At 43.4% G+C, this 25,301-nt stretch carries 26 protein-coding genes and 3 rRNA genes; 3 read left to right on the forward strand and 26 right to left on the reverse strand.

Annotation, left to right across the window (positions count from 1 at the left end):
• Positions 1 to 13 precede the first annotated feature (13 nt).
• The 5 genes from gspG to gspC all read right to left on the reverse strand — a co-directional run bounded on the left by gspG (position 14) and on the right by gspC (position 6,336).
• Entirely contained in the window at positions 14 to 436 is a 423-nt protein-coding gene (gene gspG / locus KK487_RS14290; protein WP_016900325.1) for a type II secretion system major pseudopilin GspG, read from the reverse strand.
• A gap of 69 nt (positions 437 to 505) precedes the next feature.
• Positions 506 to 1,741 carry a type II secretion system inner membrane protein GspF gene (gene gspF, locus KK487_RS14295; protein WP_016900324.1) on the reverse strand — a complete coding sequence of 412 codons (1,236 nt, stop codon included), beginning with the start codon at positions 1,739 to 1,741 and terminating at the stop codon, positions 506 to 508.
• Between the two features lie 2 nt (positions 1,742 to 1,743).
• On the reverse strand, positions 1,744 to 3,309 hold the full coding sequence (gspE, locus tag KK487_RS14300; protein WP_286673120.1) for a type II secretion system ATPase GspE: 1,566 nt from the start codon (positions 3,307 to 3,309) through the stop codon (positions 1,744 to 1,746).
• Positions 3,302 to 5,368: a type II secretion system secretin GspD gene (gene gspD, locus KK487_RS14305; protein ID WP_016900322.1), complete on the reverse strand. Its 2,067-nt coding sequence runs from the start codon at positions 5,366 to 5,368 to the stop codon at positions 3,302 to 3,304. The genes gspE and gspD overlap by 8 nt, the downstream gene beginning before the upstream one ends.
• Before the next feature lie 23 nt (positions 5,369 to 5,391).
• Positions 5,392 to 6,336 (reverse strand): type II secretion system protein GspC, encoded by a 945-nt coding sequence (gene gspC / locus KK487_RS14310; protein WP_013464247.1) that lies wholly within the window; start codon positions 6,334 to 6,336, stop codon positions 5,392 to 5,394.
• 201 nt (positions 6,337 to 6,537) lie between these two features.
• On the opposite strand from gspC, the gene hslR reads away from it, so the two are divergent.
• Together hslR and hslO are read left to right on the forward strand one after the other, a co-directional pair.
• Positions 6,538 to 6,960 carry a ribosome-associated heat shock protein Hsp15 gene (gene hslR, locus KK487_RS14315; protein ID WP_013464246.1) on the forward strand — a complete coding sequence of 141 codons (423 nt, stop codon included), beginning with the start codon at positions 6,538 to 6,540 and terminating at the stop codon, positions 6,958 to 6,960.
• Between the two features lie 12 nt (positions 6,961 to 6,972).
• Positions 6,973 to 7,818: an Hsp33 family molecular chaperone HslO gene (hslO, locus tag KK487_RS14320; RefSeq protein ID WP_013464245.1), complete on the forward strand. Its 846-nt coding sequence runs from the start codon at positions 6,973 to 6,975 to the stop codon at positions 7,816 to 7,818.
• On the opposite strand, the gene KK487_RS18610 is transcribed toward hslO, so the two are convergent.
• Positions 7,815 to 7,943: a hypothetical protein gene (locus KK487_RS18610; protein ID WP_013464244.1), complete on the reverse strand. Its 129-nt coding sequence runs from the start codon at positions 7,941 to 7,943 to the stop codon at positions 7,815 to 7,817. The two genes, hslO and KK487_RS18610, sit on opposite strands and share 4 nt — an antisense overlap.
• A 138-nt stretch (positions 7,944 to 8,081) precedes the next feature.
• On the opposite strand from KK487_RS18610, the gene KK487_RS14325 reads away from it, so the two are divergent.
• Positions 8,082 to 9,620 (forward strand): phosphoenolpyruvate carboxykinase, encoded by a 1,539-nt coding sequence (locus KK487_RS14325; protein WP_215521874.1) that lies wholly within the window; start codon positions 8,082 to 8,084, stop codon positions 9,618 to 9,620.
• Positions 9,621 to 10,702: 1,082 nt separating this feature from the next.
• Here the strand turns inward: KK487_RS14325 and rrf are convergent.
• From rrf to rplN, 20 genes are all read right to left on the reverse strand, one after another.
• Positions 10,703 to 10,817 (reverse strand): 5S ribosomal RNA (rrf, locus tag KK487_RS14330).
• Between the two features lie 134 nt (positions 10,818 to 10,951).
• Positions 10,952 to 13,838: ribosomal RNA gene (locus KK487_RS14335) — 23S ribosomal RNA — on the reverse strand.
• Between the two features lie 295 nt (positions 13,839 to 14,133).
• Positions 14,134 to 15,667, reverse strand: a 16S ribosomal RNA gene (locus KK487_RS14340).
• Together the 16S, 23S and 5S rRNA genes form the textbook arrangement of a ribosomal RNA operon.
• 980 nt (positions 15,668 to 16,647) lie before the next feature.
• Positions 16,648 to 17,049 carry a 50S ribosomal protein L17 gene (gene rplQ / locus KK487_RS14345; RefSeq protein ID WP_013466072.1) on the reverse strand — a complete coding sequence of 134 codons (402 nt, stop codon included), beginning with the start codon at positions 17,047 to 17,049 and terminating at the stop codon, positions 16,648 to 16,650.
• Between the two features lie 39 nt (positions 17,050 to 17,088).
• Positions 17,089 to 18,075: a DNA-directed RNA polymerase subunit alpha gene (locus tag KK487_RS14350; RefSeq protein WP_008115371.1), complete on the reverse strand. Its 987-nt coding sequence runs from the start codon at positions 18,073 to 18,075 to the stop codon at positions 17,089 to 17,091.
• A gap of 24 nt (positions 18,076 to 18,099) precedes the next feature.
• Positions 18,100 to 18,720: a 30S ribosomal protein S4 gene (gene rpsD, locus KK487_RS14355; protein ID WP_002959461.1), complete on the reverse strand. Its 621-nt coding sequence runs from the start codon at positions 18,718 to 18,720 to the stop codon at positions 18,100 to 18,102.
• 21 nt (positions 18,721 to 18,741) lie between these two features.
• The gene (gene rpsK / locus KK487_RS14360; RefSeq protein WP_002959471.1) at positions 18,742 to 19,128 is read right to left on the reverse strand and encodes a 30S ribosomal protein S11; all 387 of its coding nucleotides are present in this window, start codon (positions 19,126 to 19,128) and stop codon (positions 18,742 to 18,744) included.
• 12 nt (positions 19,129 to 19,140) lie between these two features.
• Positions 19,141 to 19,497 (reverse strand): 30S ribosomal protein S13, encoded by a 357-nt coding sequence (gene rpsM, locus KK487_RS14365; RefSeq protein ID WP_008115377.1) that lies wholly within the window; start codon positions 19,495 to 19,497, stop codon positions 19,141 to 19,143.
• A 125-nt stretch (positions 19,498 to 19,622) separates the two neighbouring features.
• Positions 19,623 to 19,736 (reverse strand): 50S ribosomal protein L36, encoded by a 114-nt coding sequence (gene rpmJ / locus KK487_RS14370; protein ID WP_002959476.1) that lies wholly within the window; start codon positions 19,734 to 19,736, stop codon positions 19,623 to 19,625.
• A gap of 22 nt (positions 19,737 to 19,758) precedes the next feature.
• Positions 19,759 to 21,087 (reverse strand): preprotein translocase subunit SecY, encoded by a 1,329-nt coding sequence (gene secY / locus KK487_RS14375; RefSeq protein ID WP_008115380.1) that lies wholly within the window; start codon positions 21,085 to 21,087, stop codon positions 19,759 to 19,761.
• A 10-nt stretch (positions 21,088 to 21,097) separates the two neighbouring features.
• On the reverse strand, positions 21,098 to 21,532 hold the full coding sequence (rplO, locus tag KK487_RS14380) for a 50S ribosomal protein L15 (RefSeq protein ID WP_013466073.1): 435 nt from the start codon (positions 21,530 to 21,532) through the stop codon (positions 21,098 to 21,100).
• Positions 21,533 to 21,536: 4 nt separating this feature from the next.
• Positions 21,537 to 21,719 (reverse strand): 50S ribosomal protein L30, encoded by a 183-nt coding sequence (gene rpmD / locus KK487_RS14385; RefSeq protein ID WP_008115384.1) that lies wholly within the window; start codon positions 21,717 to 21,719, stop codon positions 21,537 to 21,539.
• A 3-nt stretch (positions 21,720 to 21,722) separates the two neighbouring features.
• Positions 21,723 to 22,229 (reverse strand): 30S ribosomal protein S5, encoded by a 507-nt coding sequence (rpsE, locus tag KK487_RS14390; protein ID WP_008115387.1) that lies wholly within the window; start codon positions 22,227 to 22,229, stop codon positions 21,723 to 21,725.
• 9 nt (positions 22,230 to 22,238) lie between these two features.
• The gene (rplR, locus tag KK487_RS14395) at positions 22,239 to 22,589 is read right to left on the reverse strand and encodes a 50S ribosomal protein L18 (RefSeq protein WP_008115388.1); all 351 of its coding nucleotides are present in this window, start codon (positions 22,587 to 22,589) and stop codon (positions 22,239 to 22,241) included.
• 9 nt (positions 22,590 to 22,598) lie between these two features.
• Positions 22,599 to 23,132: a 50S ribosomal protein L6 gene (rplF, locus tag KK487_RS14400; protein ID WP_006794247.1), complete on the reverse strand. Its 534-nt coding sequence runs from the start codon at positions 23,130 to 23,132 to the stop codon at positions 22,599 to 22,601.
• A gap of 13 nt (positions 23,133 to 23,145) precedes the next feature.
• Entirely contained in the window at positions 23,146 to 23,538 is a 393-nt protein-coding gene (rpsH, locus tag KK487_RS14405) for a 30S ribosomal protein S8 (protein ID WP_016899320.1), read from the reverse strand.
• Between the two features lie 21 nt (positions 23,539 to 23,559).
• Positions 23,560 to 23,865 carry a 30S ribosomal protein S14 gene (gene rpsN, locus KK487_RS14410; RefSeq protein ID WP_006794245.1) on the reverse strand — a complete coding sequence of 102 codons (306 nt, stop codon included), beginning with the start codon at positions 23,863 to 23,865 and terminating at the stop codon, positions 23,560 to 23,562.
• A 10-nt stretch (positions 23,866 to 23,875) separates the two neighbouring features.
• A complete protein-coding gene (rplE, locus tag KK487_RS14415) occupies positions 23,876 to 24,415 on the reverse strand; it encodes a 50S ribosomal protein L5 (protein WP_010392500.1) in 540 nt (179 codons plus the stop codon).
• A 16-nt stretch (positions 24,416 to 24,431) separates the two neighbouring features.
• Positions 24,432 to 24,746 (reverse strand): 50S ribosomal protein L24, encoded by a 315-nt coding sequence (gene rplX / locus KK487_RS14420; RefSeq protein WP_004589210.1) that lies wholly within the window; start codon positions 24,744 to 24,746, stop codon positions 24,432 to 24,434.
• Positions 24,747 to 24,756: 10 nt separating this feature from the next.
• A complete protein-coding gene (gene rplN / locus KK487_RS14425) occupies positions 24,757 to 25,125 on the reverse strand; it encodes a 50S ribosomal protein L14 (protein ID WP_008115397.1) in 369 nt (122 codons plus the stop codon).
• Between the last annotated feature and the right edge of the window lie 176 nt (positions 25,126 to 25,301).

Below are 25,301 nucleotides of genomic sequence, written 5' to 3' on the forward strand. Positions count from 1 at the left end.
AGGTTATTGGTCATTACTGCTTATCTTCATCCCAATTACCAATGTCATCTTCGGTGGCTGGTTCGCCATCTGGACCCATCGAAAAGATGTCAAATTTACCTATTTCTCCAGGGCTGATTAATTGATAATTATTACCCCATGGATCTTCTGGTAACTTGCTAATAAAGCCACCATCAGGAAAACGCTTTGGAATGGGCTCAATACTGGTTTTAGTAACTAATGCCTCTAAACCCTGCTCTGTACTTGGGTAGCTTTTATTTTTAAGCTTGTACAAACTCATCGCATCTTCTAACTGCTGAATATCTAAATGCGCTTTATCAATAGCCGCTTCTTCTTGCTGGCCCATAATATTAGGTGCCACAATCGACATGATCATGCCGATGATAACCAGTACCACCATGACTTCTAATAAAGAAAAACCTGATTGTTTATTCACGTTATTACCTCGTTATTCTAAAAACACTAAGCAAAAATGATTTGTTTAAATCATTAATATAAAAAATACTTAAAGACCTACGGCCTTGTTCATTGCCATAATTGGCTGCAAAATTGCCATTACTATGAAAAGCACAATCACTGCCATAGAGGCAATCATTGCCGGTTCCAATAATTTTAATGATACATTAACCATACTTTCAAACTCGCGATCTTGATTGTTAGCAGCACGCTCTAACATTTGCTCAAGTTCACCGGACTTTTCACCACTGGCTATCATATGTAGCATCATTGGTGGAAACAACTTAGTTTGCTGTAGTGAAGCACGAAGACTCGCCCCTTCACTGACTCTTTCTGCGGCATCTGCCACTGCTTGCTTTATTTTTTCGTTAACCAACACCCCACCTGAAATACGCATTCCTTCAAGTAGCGGCACTGAGCTTGACGATAAAATACTTAATGTACGGGCAAAGCGCGCCGTGTTAATACCTCTAGCAACCTTACCTATGCCTGGCATATGTAATACTTTTGCATCCCACCAAAACCGTACTTTAGGTTTTTTAAGTGCGTATTTAATTCCAATAGCAATCGCCGTGATCGCTAATAAACTAACAAACCAATAATTTTGTACAAAATGACTACCCGCCATGACCCATTCGGTTGTCCAAGGTAATACTTGTTTGGTTTTTTCAAACGTTTTTAGTATTTTAGGCACCACAGTACCTAATAATACTGAAACAATACCAATAGCGAACACGACCAAAATAATGGGATACACCATCGCTTGCGTAATTTGGCTACGCATGTGTTGGCGTTGCTCGGTGTAATCAGCCAATCTGTTAAGTACTTGATCTAAGTGACCTGACTTTTCACCTGCGGCCACCATTGCACGGTATAAATCGTCAAATACATGCGGAAATTCACTCATCCCATCAGCAAGCGTATACCCTTCCACCACTTTAGAGCGCACAGACATTAACATACGTTTTAGCCGTGGTTTTTCACACTGCTCAGCCACCGCCATCACGGCACCCTCAACGGGTAAGGCTGACTGAATTAGGGTCGCAAGTTGACGTGTAATCAAAGCAAGATCTGACGTTGATATTGTCGGCTTAAATAAAGAGCCTAATAATGGCGCTTTTTGACCTCGAACTTGTTTATCATCTTGAGCAGCTGGCACCACCTCGAGGGGGGTTAGCTTTTGATCACGTAAAAGTTGGCGAACTTGCTTTGCTGTATCCGCTTCTAAAATTCCTTTTTTTTCTTTTCCCCGGCCATCTAATGCGCGGTATTCAAACGCCGCCATAGCTAACCTTCCTCACGCGTTACGCGCAGCACTTCTTCAAGCGTTGTTTTACCTGCAAGCACACGGCTGCAACCATCTTGACGAATACTTGGGCTGCGTTTACGAATATATTTCTCTACGCTTTGCTCACCTTTACCGCTGTGGATCATTTCACGAATGGTTTCGTCGACAACTAATAACTCGTGAATACCAGTACGACCTCGGTAGCCATTAAAGTTACACTCTTCACACCCTACCGCGCGGTAAATCGTCGGTGCATTGTCAAACGATACGCTGAGTAATTCACATTCACGCTCATCTGCAACGTGACCTTCTTTACAGCTATTACATAAGGTACGTACTAAGCGCTGGGATAATACCCCCAGTAATGAAGACGATAATAAGAATGGCTCAACACCCATATCTTCCATACGGGTAATTGCACCTGAGGCGGTATTGGTATGCAATGTAGACATAACTAAGTGACCAGTCAGCGATGCTTGTACACCAATTTGGGCTGTTTCTAAATCTCGTATTTCACCGACCATAACTACATCAGGATCTTGACGTAAAATAGCGCGCAGACCACGGGCAAAAGTCATATCAACCTTGGTATTAACCTGTGTTTGGCCAATGCCAGGAATTTCGTACTCGATTGGATCTTCAACCGTTAGAATATTGCGATCCCGCGAGTTAATTTGGCTCATACCTGCATAAAGCGTGGTACTTTTACCAGAGCCTGTAGGGCCTGTAACTAAGATTATACCGTGAGGCTTACTAATTAAATCAGCAAATAGCTCTCGGTTTTTCGCGGTCATGCCTAAATCTTCAAGGTTTAAACGCGCATTGTTTTTATCAAGCAAACGCAATACGACTCGCTCACCAAAGCTCGATGGCATAGTCGATACACGCACATCTACTGCACGCCCTGCAATACGTAAACTAATACGGCCATCTTGCGGTATACGTTTTTCTGCAATATCGAGTTTGGCCATTACTTTAATACGCGATACCAGCAAAGAGGCTAATTTACGATTAGGTTTTAAAACTTCTTTAAGTACGCCATCCACTCGAAAACGAATAACCAGTTCTTGTTCAAACGTTTCAATGTGGATATCAGATGCGACTTCCTTAATGGCCTCACTCAACATGGCATTAATGAGTTTGATAATAGGCGCGTCGTCATCACCAGCAAGTAAATCTTCAGTTTGAGGAAGCTCATCAGCTAGTGAGAATAAATCAACCTCGTTACCAATGTCTTCCATCATTTGCTGAGTTTCTGAGCTGTCACGTTGATACGATGCTTCTAGTAATAACTCAAATTTATCATCTTCTAGTTGCTCAAGTGTGAAGCCATGTCCTGCAATGCGGCGCACTTCTAGCAATACATCAATATCCAACTCGCCACGGTAGTAAACAACTCGGTTATCCTTATGTTTACTAAGTAACGCACCCACCCGCCTTGCATATGAAAACGGCAAACGCTTTGCAGGCAGCTCAATTAAATCCTCTTGTTCAAGCATTTCATCGTTGTTATGTGCAGCTGGATGAACAACGTCTTGATTAATATCTTCTATCGCATTAGTCATTGTTACGCTCTTGTGCATTTTGTTTGCGTAAATGCTCTTCGTACGTAGGTGGTAACACTAATTCGTCATTCCACTCAGGTAAAATAGGCGTATCAGACATTGGCATCAAGTTAATGCCATCTTCACGCTTTTTAAATTGCTCACCGCGAATAAAGTTATATTTACTAAAGCTGAGCTTATTCATACTAACGCCATCGCGAATAATGGTCGGTCTAATAAACACGATTAGATTACGTTTTCGCTTTGTTGTATTAGTTGACTTAAACAAGTGGCCTAAAATAGGAATGTCGCCTAATAGTGGCACTTTTGAAACGCTCTCTTGTACATCTTCATCAATCAAGCCGCCCAATACCACCATACCGCCATCATCGGCCATTACAGTAGTTTTAATTGCGCGCTTGTTCACCGAAATATCGACTGCTGTTGCGCCACTAACACTTGAAACTTCTTGCTCTATGGTCAACTGCACCGCTGAACCATCATTAATTTGTGGTGTCACTTTAAGTTTAATACCCACCTCTTGACGCTCAACCGTTTGAAATGGATTTTCATTGTTACTACCTGTTTGTGAACCGGTAATAATAGGCACTTCTTGACCAACTAAAATAGATGCTTCTTCGTTATCCATAGTGGTAATAGATGGAGTCGCTAGGATATTAGAGTTAGTATCGGTTGAAACCGCTTGAACAATTGCGCCCCAGTCGTTTTTTATCACTCCCATGGCTAAACCATTAATACCACCAAGTAATGAGGCTAGTGGGCCGTAGTCACCTTCAGTTGTTTCATCATATTTGGTGACAGTACCTGATTCAGTACCAATGATATTTTTAGTCACCGTTTTATCACGGGCTTGTTCTGCCGCTACGGCTAACGAACCAACAGGTACTGTTGTACCATTATTAAATTGTAGCATCCCACCTTGCTCTGAAATCCATTGCAGGCCAAAGTTAACGCCATCACCTTCCATCACTTCAATAATAATGGCTTCTACTAATACTTGTGCGCGGCGAATATCTAAACGCTCAATAACCGATTCAAGTGAACGCATCGTATCTGGCTGAGCGGTGATCACTAAAGAATTTGAATCAGGATGTGCTTCAATACTCGTGTCGTTTCTATTACTACTACGCGCATTGTTGGTTGCTCCGCCTTTTGAATCCTCTGCCAGCGATTTACTCACACCTTGAAGTACTTTGACTAAATCTTCTGCCTTTGCGTAGTTTAGGTAAAATACTTTGGTATTACCTTGGCTTTCAAGTTCGCCGTCGAGACGTTTAATAAGCTCAATGGCGCGGGTACGAGCTTGACCTTCACCACTCACAATCACGCTATTAGTTCGGCCATCAGCCACAACTTTAGGAATTAAAAACTCAGGAACGCTGCCCTTGCCACTGTCTTTATAAATATTATCAACTACCGATACCACATCATCAGCTGTTGCATATTTAAGTTTTACAATATCAACGCGCTTATCACCCGCTTGGTCAACAGAGCGAATAATTTCTACCAAACGATTAACTGAGGCTGCGTGTCCTGTTAGCATCATCACGTTAGCGGCATTAAAGTTAGCAACATGACCGCCATCTTTTTGGTCACTAAACTGGCGAACCAAAGGGCCTAACTCTTGTACGCTGACATTTTTAACTCGCACAACCCGAGTGATCATCATATCGCCAGCTGCATCGCTGTCCGTTGTAATTAACGGTACATTGGATTTTTTAGCATCTGAACTTTTTTCTATTTTTATAATGTTGTTATCCATTTCAACAGCTGAATAGCCGTAAACTTCTAATACATTTAAAAAGAATTGATAATAAAGTGCCTCATCCATTAACTCATAACTGCGCACATTAACTTTGCCACGCACGTTAGGATCAATAATGATGGTTTTATTAAGGTTTTTGCCCACAATATTAATAAACTCATTAATATCTGTGCCCTTAAAGTTAGCAGCATATTCAACAGCAGCAACCGACATAGAAAGACTTGCCGCTAAAAAAAGTGCCGCATACTTAGCTAACCCTTTTTTAATTTTTTTGAGGTGTAGCACCTGAACCATTATGTTAAAACTCCAAAGCTAAGTTATTGCAGACTAAAAAGTACATCGATTTGCTCACCATCACGCTCTATGGTGATAGTTGCATCGGTACTATTTCGCAGCTCATTCATTGCTGCCATAGCCTGTTTTAAATCAGTTAATTGATAGCCGTTAATTGCCACGGCCAAATCGTTATTTTGTAATCCCATTTGTTTAAATAATTCAGGCTCTTTACCTGGACTCAAACGGTAACCAATAAGTTCCCCATCATTCATAGCTTGGGCAACACGTATGTAATCAAATAGTTTACCTGGCTCTTCTAAAAGCTCTTCGCGGGTTTCTATTAATGCTTCTTTTACTTCAAGGTTGGCAGTCGCATCTATCTGCTCTTCACTTTGCGATGAAGGTGCTAACGGCCCCATCTCAGGCTCATCTCGCGCGGCTAGTACCGGCATAGACACCGTTTTGGTAAAGTCGAGCCCATCAAGCATTAAGGTTTCAAAGCGGCCGCTTACATCTAAAATGACACGGTCTGGGAGTATTTGCGATACCTTTGCACGTGTACCTTGAATAACATCTTCAACTAAGTAACTCGCCTGGCGACCTTGCGATTCAATAATGGCCATCCCCGCTTTATCATCATTACTCACAGCAACAATACCGGTTAAATTTATACTTAAGCGCGTTTCAGGGGCATTATTAATAACTTTGGCTTGGGGGGCAGTATTGGTGTTTTTTGTTACATTTACTTTACCAAATAAAAATTGCCCAATAATCGAATCGACAGACTGGTTATTGCCGCCCGTGACTTGACTAGAGTAGCTACTGGGAGCAAGAGGAGTTGTTACTGGGTGCGGCCATAAAAGCCAAACGAGCTTTGATGACAAAAATGCAATATAAACAATAACTAAAACCATAACTAACACGCTTAATTTAGCGTGTGGCAAACGGTTTAATAGCAGTTTAAATTGTTGAACGTGCTGTTCCATAAGTAGTGTTCTTATTTTAATTTATAGCGAAATCACCCAGCCATAGTACCTTTTCATTTTTCATTCAACAAGCACGCTAATATTAAACTTTGTAAACAGATTAATTTATCTTCCTCATTAGTTACAGAATCAAGCTATAACTTCATGGCATACCTATTTCATGGTAATTTAGCTAATAACCGAATTTACTAGAGATGTTCCATGACAAAAAAAGCTAAACTTAACGACAACTCAGAAAACTCGAGCGAACTTAAAGTCAGGTTAGATAAATGGTTATGGGCTGCTCGATTTTATAAGACGCGAGCAATAGCACGCGAAATGGTACAAGGCGGCAAAGTACATTATAATGGTCAACGTAGTAAGGCCAGCAAAATTGTAGAAATTGGCGCCGTTATAAAGCTAGCCCAGGGCGTTGATGAAAAAACTGTCACAGTATTAAATATACTTGAAAAGCGCCAAAGCGCCCCCATTGCACAGACCTTGTATCAAGAATCTGATGCAAGTATTGCTAAGCGTGAAGAAAATACTATCGCACGCAAAAATAACAGCTTCTTTGCACCTCATCCGGTTAAAAAGCCTGATAAAAAGCAAAGACGCGAACTTTTAAAAATGAAATCAAGTTAGGTATAGCCGCTCATGCAACAAGATTTACTTCATCGCTATTTATTCGACAATCTCGATGTTCGTGGCGAACTCGTACAAATAGACAACGCTTACAATGAAATGATTGCTAAACACAATTACCCAGAGCCCGTTAAAGCATTACTAGGTGAGCTGCTTGTTGCAACCTGTTTATTAACAGCAACATTAAAGTTTGAAGGCGAAATTGCCGTTCAACTACAAGGTGATGGGCCGGTAAAATATGCAGTTATTAATGGTGACGACCAACAAAATATGCGTGGCATAGCACGACTTCAAAGTGAAGTGACAGGGTCAACAGTTAGAGAGCTTATAGGCCAAGGTTACATGGTTATCACTATTACTCCAACGCAAGGGGAGCGTTACCAAGGTATAGTGCCTTTAGAGCATGATACCTTAAGTGAATGTATAGAAAGCTATTTTGAGCAATCTGAACAATTAAAAACGCGCCTTTGGTTTGCAACCGACACCACAGAGGGAAGCGCCAAAGCATGTGGGCTATTTTTACAAGTGCTACCTGTTGATAAACAAAAGTCGATTGAAGATTTTGCTCACTTAGAAGCACTCAGCAATACCATTAAAGATGAAGAGCTATTAGAGCTCGATGCCAATACTATTTTAACGCGTCTTTATCATGAAGATAATCCGCGAGTATTTGATCCTCAACCAATTCAATTTAAATGTGGCTGTAACCGCGAAAAAACGATGACGGCTTTAGTTAATGTTGGCCAACAAGCGCTTTTGGACGATGTTGAAAAAAATGGTGAGATTAAAATTAGCTGCCATTACTGTTTAAAAGATTATGTGTTTAACGAGCAAGATATAAAAAGTATATTTAACTAATCTACTTTTATAAAACACAGCACAAAATAGCCATAATTTTTTATGGCTTTTTTGTGCCTAAAAAATGACACCGGTATCACAAGCTGAGCATTTTTCATGACACCGGTATCATTGAAATTATTCATGTTTTTTCCTTAATTTATATGTTTTTACGGCGTTTATAAGCTCGAATATCCTTAATCCATCTGTTACTATAATTGCAGCTTAAAGGTTACTAAGACCCAGAGCTATCCCGTTCAATCTCACACAATTTAGGTATAAACATGACTTCAAGCGCTACCCGTTTTGTCGATCTAACTGCAGCTGAACTTGTCGAACACGCTATCAGCCGTGGCGAAGGGACTTTAGCCGCCAATGGTGCTTTTGTAGCTAACACTGGTCGTCGTACCGGTCGTTCTCCAAAAGATCGTTTTATTGTTCAAGAATCAAGTACTGAAAATGAAATCCAATGGGGTAATGTAAATCGCCCATTCGATGCAGATAAGTTTGACGCGTTATGGGCACGTGTAGAAGCACATGTGCAAAGCAATGACCACTTTATCTCTCACCTTGAAGTTGGCGCTGATCCAGAGCACTATCTTCCAGTGGTTGTAACAACAGAAACTGCTTGGCACCATATCTTCGCTAAAAACATGTTCATCCAACCAGAATCATACAACAAAGCAGACTTCCCTCAGTGGCAAGTAATGAATGTACCTTCGTTTGTATGTGATCCAGAACGCGATGGTACCAATAGCGATGGCACAGTTATTATTAACTTTGCTCAACGTAAGGTGTTACTTGCTGGCATGCGCTACGCGGGTGAAATGAAAAAATCGATGTTCTCTGTGCAAAACTTCCTACTACCAGCGAAAGGTGTATTACCAATGCACTGTTCTGCTAACGTAGGCGAAGCAGGCGATACTGCGTTATTCTTTGGTTTATCTGGTACAGGTAAAACAACGTTATCAGCCGATCCAACTCGCTTCTTAATCGGTGATGATGAGCACGGCTGGGCACCTGGTAGCGTATTTAATATCGAAGGTGGTTGTTACGCTAAATGTATCGACCTTTCTCAGAAAAACGAACCTGTTATTTGGGATGCTATCCGTTTTGGAACCATCTTAGAAAATGTCGTACTTGATGAAAATCGCGTTCCTGATTTTAATGATACCAGCCTAACTCAAAATAGCCGTGCAGCTTATCCACTGGAGCATGTTGAAAAACGCAAAGTTGAAAACCGTGCAGGCGAGCCTAAAGCGGTTGTATTCTTAACATGTGATGTAAGTGGTGTCCTTCCTCCAGTATCTGTACTAACCGAAGAAGCTGCAGCATTCCACTTCTTAAGTGGTTACACTGCAAAAGTAGGCTCTACAGAAATTGGCTCTACCAGTGACATCGAATCTACATTTTCAACCTGTTTTGGCGCACCTTTCTTCCCACGTCCTGCAGGTGTCTACGCAGAACTTCTAATGAAGCGTGTACGCGAGTTCGGCGCTAAAGTTTACCTAGTTAATACAGGCTGGACAGGGGGTCCTTACGGTATTGGTAAGCGTTTCAATATTCCAACAACACGTGCTGTTGTTGACGCAATCGTATCTGGAAAATTAGCTGGTGTTGAAACTCAACACATTGACGTGCTAAATCTAGACGTACCAGTTGCAGTACCAGGCGTTGATAGCAAGCTGCTTAACCCAATCAATACATGGGAAGACAAAGCTAAGTATGCTGAATATGCAGCTAAACTAGCCGCTGATTTCACAGAAAACTTCGCAAAATACGACGTATCTGAAGAAATTAAAAATGCAGGCCCTAAAGTTTAATAATCACCTTTAGCCTCATAATTAAAACGCCAACCTTGAGTTGGCGTTTTTGATCCTACTTGTTTTTACTCAATAAATATCATTTCTATAATATATTCTGCAAAATCATCTAATAGCTAAAATAAAGACCATAGTCACTTTTCAGCCCAGCTTAAATAAGTTTTTCTATATGCATACAGCGATCTTATAAGGCCTTAAAAAAACCGTAGCTGATTCGTTTAGACATTATATATTTAGGCTAGCAATAAATGCGTACATTAGACTTGATAGCGATGTGAAATACACGCTTCCCCTTCTATATTCAAGATCACACACGACTATGACTTCACCAACAAAGTAGATTAGTATTGTACACAGTCCTAAGTAATCACGTTGGGCTTAATCGCTGAACTCCTTTAGCATTTTATACCAATTCGCTTAATTAAGCGGTCTATTTTGAGGCAGGAAAAACGGGTTGATAGCTAGGCAAAAAATTCGCTATTTAGTTGTTCTAAATAAGAATTTTTTAACACAGATAGCGACATGTTTAGCCCCGCAAAATAATTGAGTATTATTGCGGATTGGTATTACATAACATCTATCACCACAGGCCTTTAGTGTGTCATTCCTGCGTACGTAAAAAGCCCGACGATTGCTAATCGGGCTTTCTCAGTTTGGAGCCATGGTGCACTACTTCGTAGGAACAACGCAATAGAATATCGTGGTGTCAGCTCTGATCAACTCTCTTCCTTTAACCTAATACCTTTCACCTCGAACCTGCATTTTCACTTTTCTGCAGACGTAAAAAAGCCCGACTATTTCTAGTCGGGCTTTCTCTTATTTGGAGCCTGGTGATGTCGTAGTGCCCACAGCGGTAGAGAGCCACATAGCAAATGCTAGACCACCATTGTGTCGGGGCGGCCTTGTGCAGGGCTCGCCTTCGGGCTGTTTTGTTTGATGTATAGGAATACGAATGCCGTGGAGTACAGGATGTGCAAGAGCGGCCACTACTGAGTTCGGTGCGAGGTCTTGGCTTTGGGGTTTTACTTTCCTGCAGACGTAAAAAAGCCCGACTATTTCTAGTCGGGCTTTCTAAATTTGGAGCCTGGTAATGTCCTACTTTCACATAGCAAATGCTACACTATCATCGGCGCTGTTTCGTTTCACTACTGAGTTCGGCATGGGGTCAGGTGGGTCCAAAACGCTATTGTCACCAAGCAAATTTGGTGTAAGTTCGATTTAATCGACCTTACTAAAATTTGGAATTCTGATAATAAAGAGTAATCAAGTAATCTACTTTAGTCTATTAACTTCTGCGCTTAAACTGTCGCATAAAACGCGTTTGGCGTTGTATGGTTAAGCCTCACGGGTAATTAGTACAAGTTAGCTTAATGGCTCACACCACTTCCACATCTTGCCTATCAACGTTGTAGTCTTCAACGGCCCTTCAGAGACTTTAAAAGTCTAGTGAGAACTCATCTCGAGGCCTGCTTCGCGCTTAGATGCTTTCAGCGCTTATCAGTTCCGAACGTAGCTACCGGGCAATGCCATTGGCATGACAACCCGAACACCAGCGGTTCGTTCACTCCGGTCCTCTCGTACTAGGAGCAACCCCTCTCAATTCTCAAACGCCCACGGCAGATAGGGACCGAACTGTCTCACGACGTTCTAAACCCAGCTCGCGTACCACTTTAAATGGCGAACAGCCATACCCTTGGGACCGACTTCAGCCCCAGGATGTGATGAGCCGACATCGAGGTGCCAAACACCGCCGTCGATATGAACTCTTGGGCGGTATCAGCCTGTTATCCCCGGAGTACCTTTTATCCGTTGAGCGATGGCCCTTCCATTCAGAACCACCGGATCACTATGACCTACTTTCGTACCTGCTCGACGTGTCTGTCTCGCAGTTAAGCTGGCTTCTACCATTACACTAACCGTACGATGTCCGACCGTACTTAGCCAACCTTCGTGCTCCTCCGTTACTCTTTGGGAGGAGACCGCCCCAGTCAAACTACCCACCAGGCACTGTCCGTAACCCCGATTCAGGGGCCAACGTTAGAACATCAAAACTACAAGGGTGGTATTTCAAGGACGACTCCACAAAAACTAGCGTCTCTGCTTCTAAGTCTCCCACCTATCCTACACATGTAGGTTCAATGTTCAGTGCCAAGCTGTAGTAAAGGTTCACGGGGTCTTTCCGTCTAGCCGCGGGTACACAGCATCTTCACTGCGATTTCAATTTCACTGAGTCTCGGGTGGAGACAGCGTGGCCATGGTTACACCATTCGTGCAGGTCGGAACTTACCCGACAAGGAATTTCGCTACCTTAGGACCGTTATAGTTACGGCCGCCGTTTACCGGGGCTTCGATCAAGAGCTTCTCCGAAGATAACCCCATCAATTAACCTTCCGGCACCGGGCAGGTGTCACACCGTATACGTCATCTTGCGATTTTGCACAGTGCTGTGTTTTTAATAAACAGTCCCAGCCACCTGGTCACTGCGGCTCCAATCAGCTTAGAGAGCAAGTCTCATCACCAATCGGAGCGTACCTTCTCCCGAAGTTACGGTACGATTTTGCCTAGTTCCTTCACCCGAGTTCTCTCAAGCGCCTTAGTATTCTCTACCTGACCACCTGTGTCGGTTTGGGGTACGATTCGGTATAATCTGAAGCTTAGAGGCTTTTCCTGGAAGTATGGCATCAGCAACTTCATCACCGTGGTGACTCGTCTCGTGTCTCAGCCTAACAGCAACCCGGATTTACCTAAGTCACTAGCCTACACACTTTCACATGGACTACCATCGCCATGCTTGCTTAGCCTGCTCCGTCCCCCCATCGCAATTATACCAAGTACGGAAATATTAATCCGTTTCCCATCGACTACGCCTTTCGGCCTCGCCTTAGGGGTCGACTTACCCTACCCTGATTAACATGGGATAGGAACCCTTGGTCTTCCGGCGTGCGGGTTTTTCACCCGCATTATCGTTACTCATGTCAGCATTCGCACTTCTGATACGTCCAGCATACCTCCCGGTACACCTTCAACCGCTTACAGAACGCTCCCCTACCACTCAAAATAAATTTTGAATCCGCAGCTTCGGTGCATAGTTTAGCCCCGTTACATCTTCCGCGCAGACCGACTCGACCAGTGAGCTATTACGCTTTCTTTAAAGGATGGCTGCTTCTAAGCCAACCTCCTGGCTGTCTGGGCCTTTCCACATCGTTTCCCACTTAACTATGACTTTGGGACCTTAGCTGGCGGTCTGGGTTGTTTCCCTCTTCACGACGGACGTTAGCACCCGCCGTGTGTCTCCCGGATAGTACTTTACGGTATTCGGAGTTTGCAAAGGGTTGGTAAGTCGGGATGACCCCCTAGCCTTAACAGTGCTCTACCCCCGTAAGTATTCGTCCGAGGCTCTACCTAAATAGATTTCGGGGAGAACCAGCTATCTCCCGGTTTGATTAGCCTTTCACTCCTAACCACAGGTCATCCCCTAACTTTTCAACGTTAGTGGGTTCGGTCCTCCAGTTGATGTTACTCAACCTTCAACCTGCCCATGGCTAGATCACCGGGTTTCGGGTCTATACCTTGCAACTATTCGCCCAGTTAAGACTCGGTTTCCCTACGGCTACCCTAATCGGTTAACCTCGCTACAAAATATAAGTCGCTGACCCATTATACAAAAGGTACGCAGTCACCCAACAAGTGGGCTCCTACTGCTTGTACGTACACGGTTTCAGGTTCTATTTCACTCCCCTCACAGGGGTTCTTTTCGCCTTTCCCTCACGGTACTGGTTCACTATCGGTCAGTTGGGAGTATTTAGCCTTAGATGATGGTCCACCTATATTCAGTCAAAGTTTCACGTGCTCCGACCTACTCGATTTCACTTAAAATGCGTTTTCATGTACGGGACTATCACCCTGTATCGTGGCACTTTCCAGAGCCTTCCATTAACACATAATAAGCTTAAGGGCTGTTCCGACTTCGCTCGCCGCTACTATCGGAATCTCGGTTGATTTCTTTTCCTACGGGTACTTAGATGTTTCAGTTCTCCGCGTTCGCCTCGTTAACCTATGTATTCAGTTAACGATACCTGCAAGCAGGTGGGTTTCCCCATTCGGAAATCCTAGTCTCAAGTGCTTTTTACTAGCTTGACTAGGCTTATCGCAAGTTAATACGTCCTTCATCGCCTCCAACTGCCAAGGCATCCACCGTGTACGCTTAGTCACTTAACCATACAACCCAAACGGGTCTTTGTTGTGTGACAGTTTAACTTCGCCAGAAGTTAATATTGAATACTAAAGTAGATACCAATCAACAAACGTAAACGTTTATTAAATGGCACTGAATGATACTGCTATCATTCTTTTTTACTTTTGAAAACTCTGTACAAATAACACTGTTATTCATACGAATTTTATTATCAGCTTTTCCAAATTTTTAAAGAGCATATTAATTAGTAAACTCAAAGAGCAAACTAACTAACAATCATCTGTGTGGACACTACGAACAAATAAGTTCTAAATCGTATAAGGAGGTGATCCAGCCCCAGGTTCCCCTAGGGCTACCTTGTTACGACTTCACCCCAGTCATGAATCACTCCGTGGTAAACGTCCTCCCGAGGGTTAGACTATCTACTTCTGGAGCAACCCACTCCCATGGTGTGACGGGCGGTGTGTACAAGGCCCGGGAACGTATTCACCGCGTCATTCTGATACGCGATTACTAGCGATTCCGACTTCATGGAGTCGAGTTGCAGACTCCAATCCGGACTACGACGCACTTTAAGTGATTCGCTTACTCTCGCGAGTTCGCAGCACTCTGTATGCGCCATTGTAGCACGTGTGTAGCCCTACACGTAAGGGCCATGATGACTTGACGTCGTCCCCACCTTCCTCCGGTTTATCACCGGCAGTCTCCTTAGAGTTCTCAGCATTACCTGCTAGCAACTAAGGATAGGGGTTGCGCTCGTTGCGGGACTTAACCCAACATCTCACAACACGAGCTGACGACAGCCATGCAGCACCTGTATCAGAGTTCCCGAAGGCACCAAACTATCTCTAGTAAGTTCTCTGTATGTCAAGTGTAGGTAAGGTTCTTCGCGTTGCATCGAATTAAACCACATGCTCCACCGCTTGTGCGGGCCCCCGTCAATTCATTTGAGTTTTAACCTTGCGGCCGTACTCCCCAGGCGGTCTACTTAATGCGTTAGCTTTGAAAAACAGAACCGAGGTTCCGAGCTTCTAGTAGACATCGTTTACGGCGTGGACTACCAGGGTATCTAATCCTGTTTGCTCCCCACGCTTTCGTACATGAGCGTCAGTGTTGACCCAGGTGGCTGCCTTCGCCATCGGTATTCCTTCAGATCTCTACGCATTTCACCGCTACACCTGAAATTCTACCACCCTCTATCACACTCTAGTTTGCCAGTTCGAAATGCAGTTCCCAGGTTGAGCCCGGGGCTTTCACATCTCGCTTAACAAACCGCCTGCGTACGCTTTACGCCCAGTAATTCCGATTAACGCTCGCACCCTCCGTATTACCGCGGCTGCTGGCACGGAGTTAGCCGGTGCTTCTTCTGTCAGTAACGTCACAGCTAGCAGGTATTAACTACTAACCTTTCCTCCTGACTGAAAGTGCTTTACAACCCGAAGGCCTTCTTCACACACGCGGCATGGCTGCATCAGGCTTGCGCCCATTGTGCAATATTCCCCACTGCTGCCTCCCGTAGGAGTCTGGGCCGTGTCTCAGTCCCAGTGTGGCTGATCATCCTCTCAAACCAGCTAGGGATCGTCGCCTTGGTGAGCCATTACCTCACCAACTAGCTAATCCCACTTGGGCCAATCTAAAGGCGAGAGCCGAAGCCCCCTTTGGTCCGTAGACATTATGCGGTATTAGCAGTCGTTTCCAACTGTTGTCCCCCACCTCAAGGCATGTTCCCAAGCATTACTCACCCGTCCGCCGCTCGTCATCTTCTAGCAAGCTAGAAATGTTACCGCTCGACTTGCATGTGTTAGGCCTGCCGCCAGCGTTCAATCTGAGCCATGATCAAACTCTTCAATTAAAAAGTTTTTTGTCTTTCGACAGCTCAATGAATTCTGAATTTATTTAATATCTTTCGATATTGAATTGACTGTGCTGAATAATTACCTAAGTAACTATTCTGTTGGTCACTCAGTTCAATTGAGACTCTAAATTTGCTTGCCTCACTACCTAAGTAGCTTGGCTGTTAGAACTCAATCTGTACGAGTGCCCACACAGATGATTGCTTTATATTGTTAAAGAACGTTGCGATTAAAGCGCTTAACTTTATCTCGCTAGGGCTGCGCATATTACGCTTTCCTATTTTTTTGTCAACACTTAATTTTGTTAAACTTGAAAGTTTTCGAAACTAAGTTTTACTCGACTCACTGAGTAGCTCGTGCCTCGCTATGCGTTGCGCTCTGCCGTCTCAGTGGGGTCGCATTATAGGGAGATCCGAAAACAGATCAACCCTTTTTTGAAGAAAACTTGAAATAAATGACTGTTCGAACAAAATTACAACTAAACGCTTAAAAAGACAACTAAACTCAAGCATATTTAGCTTCAAATGAGGTTATAAGTTATTTTTTAATGATAACGTGTTGATGTTGATGTTGAAATCGCTTGCAAATAGCATCCGATTTCTTGCTATAACTATTTTAGCTAGTAGAACACTAAGGGCATTTGGCAAAAAACATAGCATATAGGTAAGGCTTTCTTTACTTATGTATTTACTGTTTCAACCTATGACGTTAATCACAACCTTAAGTTATATAATTAGCTTATTTTTACCAATCATAGCTAAATAGCATATATAGGTCAGGGGTAACATGAAGAAAGTATTTAAATAAGCGAACTATTTTTCTGTTAGTAGCAAATAGACTGCCTTTATTGATATGGGGCTGTTGTTTATTATTGATAAAAAAATTGGGGAGGACTTGTCGCGACCCTATTACCGTGTGATAAATTTTAGGTATTAAAAAGCCGAGCATAAGCTCGGCTTTTTGGTGTCTCTTTAAAGACTTACTCTGCAGACTGTGCGTCTTCTTGAACTTCTTCGCTCGCCGCTGGGCGACCAACTAGTTCAATATAAGCCATTGGTGCATTATCACCAGCACGGAAGCCACACTTAAGAATACGAGTGTAACCACCTGGACGGTCTGTATTACGAGGACCGATTTCGCTGAACAATTTACCAACTACTTCATTATCACGCGTGCGGGCAAATGCTAAACGGCGATTTGCTACGCTGTCAGTCTTAGCCAGTGTGATTAAAGGTTCAATTACACGGCGTAACTCTTTCGCTTTAGGCAAAGTAGTTTTGATGATTTCATGTTTCACCAAAGAACCTGCCATATTGCTGAACATCGCTTTACGATGGCTACTGTTACGGTTTAATTGACGACCACTCTTACGATGGCGCATGACCCTATCCTTCTAACTAAACTAATATAGTGATTTAGATTATTCAGCTAGGCTTGCAGGCGGCCAATTTTCTAGGCGCATACCTAGAGAAAGACCACGTGAAGCTAGCACGTCTTTTATTTCAGTTAGAGACTTCTTACCTAAATTAGGCGTTTTAAGAAGCTCAACTTCAGTGCGCTGAACTAAATCACCGATATATTGAATTTGCTCGGCTTTCAAACAGTTTGCTGAACGTACTGTTAGTTCAAGATCATCAACTGGACGAAGTAGAATAGGATCGAATTCTGGCTTCTCTTCTTTCTCTTCTGGCTCAGTTACATCGCGTAAATCTACGAATGCATCTAGTTGCTCAGCTAAGATAGTAGACGCACGGCGGATCGCTTCTTCAGGATCTAAAGTGCCGTTTGTTTCCATATCAATGATTAACTTGTCTAAGTCTGTACGTTGCTCAACACGGGCTGATTCAACCGAGTACGCAATACGTTCAACTGGGCTGAATGATGCATCAAGCAGCAATCGACCAATTGGACGCTCATCGTCATCAGAGGATAAACGACTAGATGCCGGCACATAACCACGACCACGCTCAACACGAATACGCATGCTGATCTCGCTGTTATTTGTAGTTAAATTACAAATAACATGATCTGGGTTAGCAATTGTTACATCGCCATCGTGCTGAATATCTGCCGCAGTCACAGGGCCTACACCAGATTTAGTCAGGGTCAGAAAAACTTCATCTTTGCCTTCTAACGTTACCGCTAGACCTTTAAGGTTTAGTAGTATTTCAATGATGTCTTCTTGTACGCCTTCTTTCGCGCTGTACTCATGCAATACACCGTCGATTTCAACTTCAGTTACTGCACATCCAGGCATAGATGATAACAGTATACGGCGTAAGGCATTACCCAAAGTGTGACCAAAGCCACGCTCGAGTGGTTCTAAAACTACTTTAGAACGCGTTGGGTTTATAGCGTCGATATCGACTAACCTTGGTTTTAGAAATTCTGTAACAGAACCCTGCATTTTATCCTCTCTTAACTCTTAACTTTACTTAGAGTAAAGTTCGACGATTAGTTGTTCATTAATGTCCGCAGACAGATCTGAACGCTCAGGTAGGCGCTTGAAGCTACCTTCCAATTTCTTACCGTCAACTTCAACCCAAGTCGGCTTTTCACGTTGCTCAGCCAACTCTAGAGCAGCGATGATACGTGCTTGTGTCTTAGACTTCTCACGGATTACAACAGTATCTTCTGGAGTAATTACGTATGAAGGAATGTTCACAACACGACCATTAACTAGAATCGCTTTGTGGCTTACTAACTGACGTGCTTCAGCGCGTGTGCTAGCAAAACCCATGCGATATACAACATTGTCTAAACGTTGCTCTAAAAGCTGTAACAAGTTTTCACCTGTATTACCTTTAAGGCGAGCAGCTTCTTTGTAGTAGTTACGGAATTGCTTTTCTAATACACCGTAGATACGACGTACTTTTTGCTTTTCACGTAATTGTAAACCGTAATCAGATAAGCGTCCTTTACGAGCGCCGTGCTGACCAGGTGCAGTCTCAAGTTTACACTTAGAGTCGATAGCTCTTACGCCGCTCTTAAGGAACAGGTCAGTACCTTCACGACGACTCAGCTTGAGCTTAGGGCCCAAATATCTTGCCATGTTATTTCTCCTAACCTATTGTTAAACGCGACGTTTCTTCGGTGGACGACAACCATTGTGTGGTATTGGCGTCACGTCAGTAATGTTGGTGATACGGTAACCAGCAGCATTCAAAGCACGTACAGCAGATTCACGACCTGGACCTGGACCTTTGATGAAAACTTCTAGATTTTTTAAACCGTATTCTTGAGCAGCAGTACCTGCACGCTCTGCAGCAACCTGAGCAGCAAATGGAGTAGATTTACGTGAACCACGGAAACCTGAACCACCGGCAGTAGCCCATGATAGTGCATTACCTTGACGGTCGGTAATCGTTACAATAGTGTTGTTGAAAGACGCATGAACATGAGCCATACCATCAGCAACTTGCTTTTTAACCTTTTTACGACGAATTGGTGTCTTAGCCATTTTACTATCCCCTTATCGCTTAATAGGCTTACGAGGACCCTTACGGGTACGCGCGTTAGTCTTTGTTCTTTGACCACGAAGTGGTAAAGAGCGACGGTGACGTAGGCCACGGAAACAACCAAGGTCCATAAGGCGCTTGATATTCAAAGTAACTTCACGACGAAGGTCACCTTCTACAGTGTACTTGCCAACTGCTTCACGCAATACGTCAAGTGTTTCGTCTGAAAGTTCACCGATTTTTGTGGTCTCGGCGATACCAGTCGCTTCTAAGATAGCCTTAGAGCGAGTCTTACCTATGCCATAAATAGCTGTTAAACCAATAACTGCATGTTTATGATCAGGGACGTTAATGCCAGCGATACGGGCCACTAACACATCTCCTATATTTGAATTTGGTAATCATCTGTTTGAAAAGCCCGTAAGGATACTCAAACGAAGACCAAATCACAACTAAAAACACAGGCCGAGAAACCTCAGCCTGCACGACTGTTTACTTAGCCTTGCCTTTGCTTATGCTTAGGCTCACTGCAAATTACGCGTACTACACCAGCACGTTTAATAACTTTACAGTTACGGCATATTTTCTTAACGGAAGCACGTACTTTCATTGCTCAACTCCGTAAACTGACCTTATCGACCGTAGCCTTTAAGGTTCGCTTTTTTCAGCACAGAATCATACTGATGTGACATCAGATGCGTCTGTACTTGTGCCATAAAGTCCATGATTACTACAACGATAATCAAAATTGATGTACCGCCGAAATAGAATGGCGTTTGCCATGCCATAGTCATGAATTCGGGCACCAGACAGATAAAGGTTATATACAAAGCACCTGCCAATGTCAGGCGTGTCATCACTTTATCAATGTATTTAGATGTCTGCTCACCTGGACGAATACCTGGGATAAATGCGCCAGATTTTTTCAGGTTGTCTGCCGTTTCACGCGGGTTAAAAACCAACGCTGTGTAGAAAAAGCAGAAGAAGATGATAGCCGCAGCTAAAACCATTGCATACAAAGGCTGACCTGGAGTCAACGTTGTAGCAATTGCTTGTAGCACATCAGCAACCGGACCTTCACCCTGGCCGAACCAGCTTGCAATTGTACCAGGGAACAGAATTATACTGCTAGCGAAGATTGGTGGAATAACACCCGCCATATTTACTTTCAGAGGTAAATGCGTGCTTTGAGCAGCAAATACTTGACGACCTTGTTGACGTTTGGCGTAGTTAACAACGATACGTCGTTGTCCACGTTCAAAGAATACAACAAGATAAGTAACAGCGAATACTATAACCGCAACCATCAACAGTACAAAAACATTCAAATCACCTTGGCGCGCCATTTCGGCTGTCGAACCAATAGCAGACGGCAGGTTAGCTACAATACCAACAAATATTAGAACTGAGATACCGTTACCGATACCACGTTCTGTTATCTGTTCGCCCAACCACATAAGGAACATAGTACCGGTTACTAAACTCACCACTGCGGTGAAATAGAATCCCATACCTGGGTTAACAACTAACCCGTTCATCATGCCCGGTAAGCTTGTGGCAATACCGATTGATTGGATAGTAGCAAGCACAAGCGTGCCGTAGCGTGTGTACTGGCTTATCTTTTTACGCCCTTGCTCACCTTCTTTCTTAAGCTCTATAAACGGCGGATACATATGCGTTAATAGTTGCGTAATAATCGAAGCCGAGATATACGGCATGATACCCAGTGCTAACACTGAAGCTCGCTCAAGCGCACCACCGCTAAACATGTTGAACATCTCAACAATGGTGCCCTTTTGTTGCTCGAAGAAATCGGCAAGTACAGCGGCGTCAATCCCAGGGATCGGCACAAATGAACCTAGACGGTAAATTATGATAGCACCCAATACGAAGAGTAATCGGCGCTTCAATTCCGAAAGTCCACCTTGTGCACTTTGTGTATCTTGACCTGGTTTAGCCATTAGTACTTCCTTAGTCTTCTACCTTGCCTCCGGCAGCTTCGATAGCTTCGCGTGCACCTTTAGTAGCCTTAAGGCCTTTAACGGTAACAGCGCGTGAAACTTCGCCAGATTTAACAACTTTAACGAACTGAACGTTCTTTTTAACTAGACCAGCTGCTTGTAACGCGCTTAGGTCTACCACATCGCCTTCAACTTTAGCGATTTCGTATAGGTTAATTTCTGCAGATACTAATGATTTGCGAGAAGTGAAACCGAACTTAGGTAGACGACGTTGCATAGGCATTTGACCGCCTTCGAAACCAACGCGTACTTTACCGCCAGAACGTGATTTTTGACCTTTGTGACCACGGCCACCAGTCTTACCAAGACCAGAACCGATACCACGACCAACACGTTTTGGAGCAGTTTTTGAACCTGCAGCAGGTGAAAGTGTATTCAAATGCATCGAATTACCCCTCTACCTTAACCATGTAATAAACCTGGTTAATCATACCACGTACACATGCTGTGTCTTCTAACTCAACAGTGTGATTGATACGACGTAAACCAAGACCGCGTAATGTAGCTTTATGCTTCGGTAAACGACCGATAGAGCTTTTTACTTGTGTTACTTTTACAGTTTTATTAGCCATGGTTTACCCCAAAATCTCATCTACTCGAAGACCACGTTTTGCAGCGATCGACTGAGGAGAATTCATGTTCTCAAGAGCTGAGATCGTTGCACGTACAACGTTGATCGGGTTAGTAGAACCGTAACATTTAGAAAGTACGTTCTGCACACCAGTCACTTCAAGTACTGCACGCATAGCACCACCTGCAATGATACCAGTACCTTCAGATGCTGGTTTCATAAACACTTGTGAGCCAGCATGACGTCCTTTAACAGGATGCTGTAATGTGTTGCCATTTAGGTCTACGTTGATCATGTTACGACGTGCTTTTTCCATTGCTTTTTGAATAGCAGCTGGAACTTCACGTGCTTTACCATAACCGAAACCTACTTTACCTGCGCCATCACCAACTACAGTTAGTGCAGTAAAGCTAAAGATACGACCACCTTTAACTACTTTAGACACACGGTTCACCGCGATTAGCTTTTCAGCTAAATCAGGCTGTTGTTGCTTTGCTTCTACGTTAGCCATTGTCTACTCCTAGAATTGCAAACCGGCTTCACGCGCAGCATCAGCTAGCGCCTTCACACGGCCGTGATATTTAAAGCCACTGCGATCAAAAGCAATCTTTTCGATGCCTTTGTCAGCCGCACGTTCAGCAACCGCTTTACCAACTGCTTGTGCAGCTGCAACGTTGCCTGTGCCTTTAACTGTTTCGCTAATAGCTTTCTCAACAGTAGAAGCAGCAGCCAGTACATTACCCTCAGCGTTTACAACTTGAGCGTAAATGTGACGTGGCGTGCGGTGGATAACAAGACGCGTTGTGCCTTGTTCAATATAATTTCTACGAGTGCGTTTAGCACGACGTAGACGAGCTGTTTTTTTATCCATCGTCTTACCTTACTTCTTCTTAGCCTCTTTACGGCGTACATTCTCATCTGAATAACGAACACCTTTACCTTTATAAGGCTCAGGTTTACGGTATGCACGAATGTTAGCAGCTGTTTGACCAACTAACTGCTTATCTACGCCCTTAACTAGAACTTCTGTTTGGCTTGGAGTTTCAATCGTAATTCCTTCAGGAACTGCGAAATTAACTGGGTGCGAGAAACCAAGAGTTAAGTCTAAAACTTTGCCCTTAGCTGCAGCACGGTAACCAACACCTACTAACTGAAGTTTCTTCTCGTAACCTTCATGCGTACCAACAACCATGTTGTTGATTAGAGCGCGAGCAGTACCTGCTTGTGCCCATGCATTGGCTACGCCTTCACGAGGTAAAGTTGTAATAACGTTGTCGTTAACTTGTACTTCAACTGCATCGTTGATAGTACGAGTAAGTTCACCGTTTTTGCCTTTAACTGTGATTTCCTGGCCTTTTAATGTAACTTCTACACCGGCAGGAACGTTTATTGGTGCCTTTGCTATGCGAGACATAGTTCCCCTCCGATTAAGCTACAAAACCAATGATTTCACCACCAACGCCTGCACTACGTGCTGCGCGGTCTGTCATTAGGCCTTTAGAAGTTGATACGATAGCGATACCTAAACCACCCATTACCTTTGGTAATTCGTCACGTCTCTTATAGATACGTAGACCAGGGCGACTTACACGCTGGATATTTTCAATAACAGCTTTGCCTTCGAAGTACTTTAACTCGATAGAAAGCTCAGGTTTTACATCACCACTTACTGAGAAGTCTGCGATGTAACCTTCATTTTTTAATACATTAGCTACTGCTACTTTCAGTTTCGAATTAGGCATCGTTACAGATACTTTCTTCGCTGACTGACCGTTACGGATTCGTGTAAATAAATCCGCGATAGGATCTTGCAAGCTCATAGTCTTACTCCCATGATTCTATTACCAGCTAGCCTTTTTAAGGCCAGGAATTTCACCGCGCATAGCTGCTTCGCGAACTTTAATACGGCTCATGCCGAATTTGCGAAGGAAACCATGTGGGCGGCCCGTAATGTTACAACGATTACGTTGACGTGCAGGGCTAGAATCACGAGGTAAAGCTTGTAGCTTAAGTACCGCGTCCCAACGATCATCTTCAGATGTATTAACATCACTGATGATAGCTTTTAGTGCTGCACGCTTTTCAGCGTACTGAGCAACTAGTTTAGTGCGCTTTGCTTCGCGCGCTTTCATAGAATTCTTTGCCATAACCCTACCCTTATTTCTTGAATGGGAAGTTAAACGCTTCTAACAACGCACGGCCTTCCTCATCTGATTTCGCAGATGTAGTGATTGTGATATCCATACCGCGTACACGGTCTACTTTATCATAATCAATTTCTGGGAAGATGATTTGTTCACGTACGCCCATGCTGTAGTTACCGCGTCCATCAAAAGACTTAGCACTCACACCACGGAAGTCACGGATACGTGGGATAGCGATTGAAACCAAACGCTCAAAAAAGTCCCACATACGCTCGCCGCGTAGGGTTACTTTACAACCAATCGGGTAACCTTCACGCACTTTGAAGCCAGCAACAGATTTGCGTGCTTTAGTGATTAAAGGTTTCTGACCAGAGATAGCTTCTAGATCCGCAACAGCGTTATCTAAAATCTTCTTGTCAGCTAAGGCTTCGCCCACACCCATATTTAATGTGATCTTCTCGATCTGAGGGACTTGCATGACAGAGCTGAAACCAAACTTCTCTTGAAGTTCAGCAACTACTTTGTCTTTATATACTTCATGCAGTTTCGCCATCATTCTACTCCAACTATTAGATAGTTTTACCAGTAGATTTAAAGATACGTAATTTCTTACCATCTTCAATCTTGAAACCTACACGATCTGCTTTGCTCGTTTCCGAGTTGTAGATCGCAACGTTTGATACGTCGATAGACGCCTCTTTCTCAACAATACCGCCAGCTTGGTTCAACTGTGGAACCGGCTTTTGGTGTTTCTTGATTAAGTTAATGCCTTCGACAAATACTCGACCAGACTCGGTTACAACTGAAAGCACTTTGCCGCGCTTACCTTTGTCTTTACCTGCTAGTACGATTACTTCGTCATCACGACGGATTTTTGCTGCCATGATAGACTCCTTACAGTACTTCTGGGGCTAGTGAAACGATTTTCATGAACTTTTCATTACGAAGTTCGCGAGTCACAGGGCCGAAAATACGAGTACCAATAGGCTGCAAGTTATCATTTAAGATAACAGCCGCATTGCTGTCGAAACGGATCAATGAACCGTCTGGACGACGAACGCCTTTTTTGGTACGCACAACTACCGCGTTTTTAACATCACCTTTCTTCACTTTACCGCGAGGAATCGCTTCTTTTACAGAAACTTTAATGATATCGCCAATCGCTGCATAGCGACGGTGTGAACCACCAAGGACTTTTATACACTGCACTTTGCGAGCGCCGCTGTTATCAGCAACTTCCAGCTGAGTTTGCATTTGGATCATGTTAATGACCTCCGGTGTAGTAATTACAACTTGTCTTAAATTTGTTTAAAATCAAGACATTTCGATTGAATTCCACTCAAAAAACATACTAGATGTCTCTTAAGGGCGGGCAATTGTATCAGCATTGAGGGGGGAGTGGTAGGTTATTTTTTAATTAATTTAATAGGGATGCTAAA

Source organism: Pseudoalteromonas sp. SiA1, from assembly GCF_018732205.1.
In the GTDB taxonomy this organism is placed as follows: Bacteria; Pseudomonadota; Gammaproteobacteria; order Enterobacterales; family Alteromonadaceae; genus Pseudoalteromonas; species Pseudoalteromonas tetraodonis.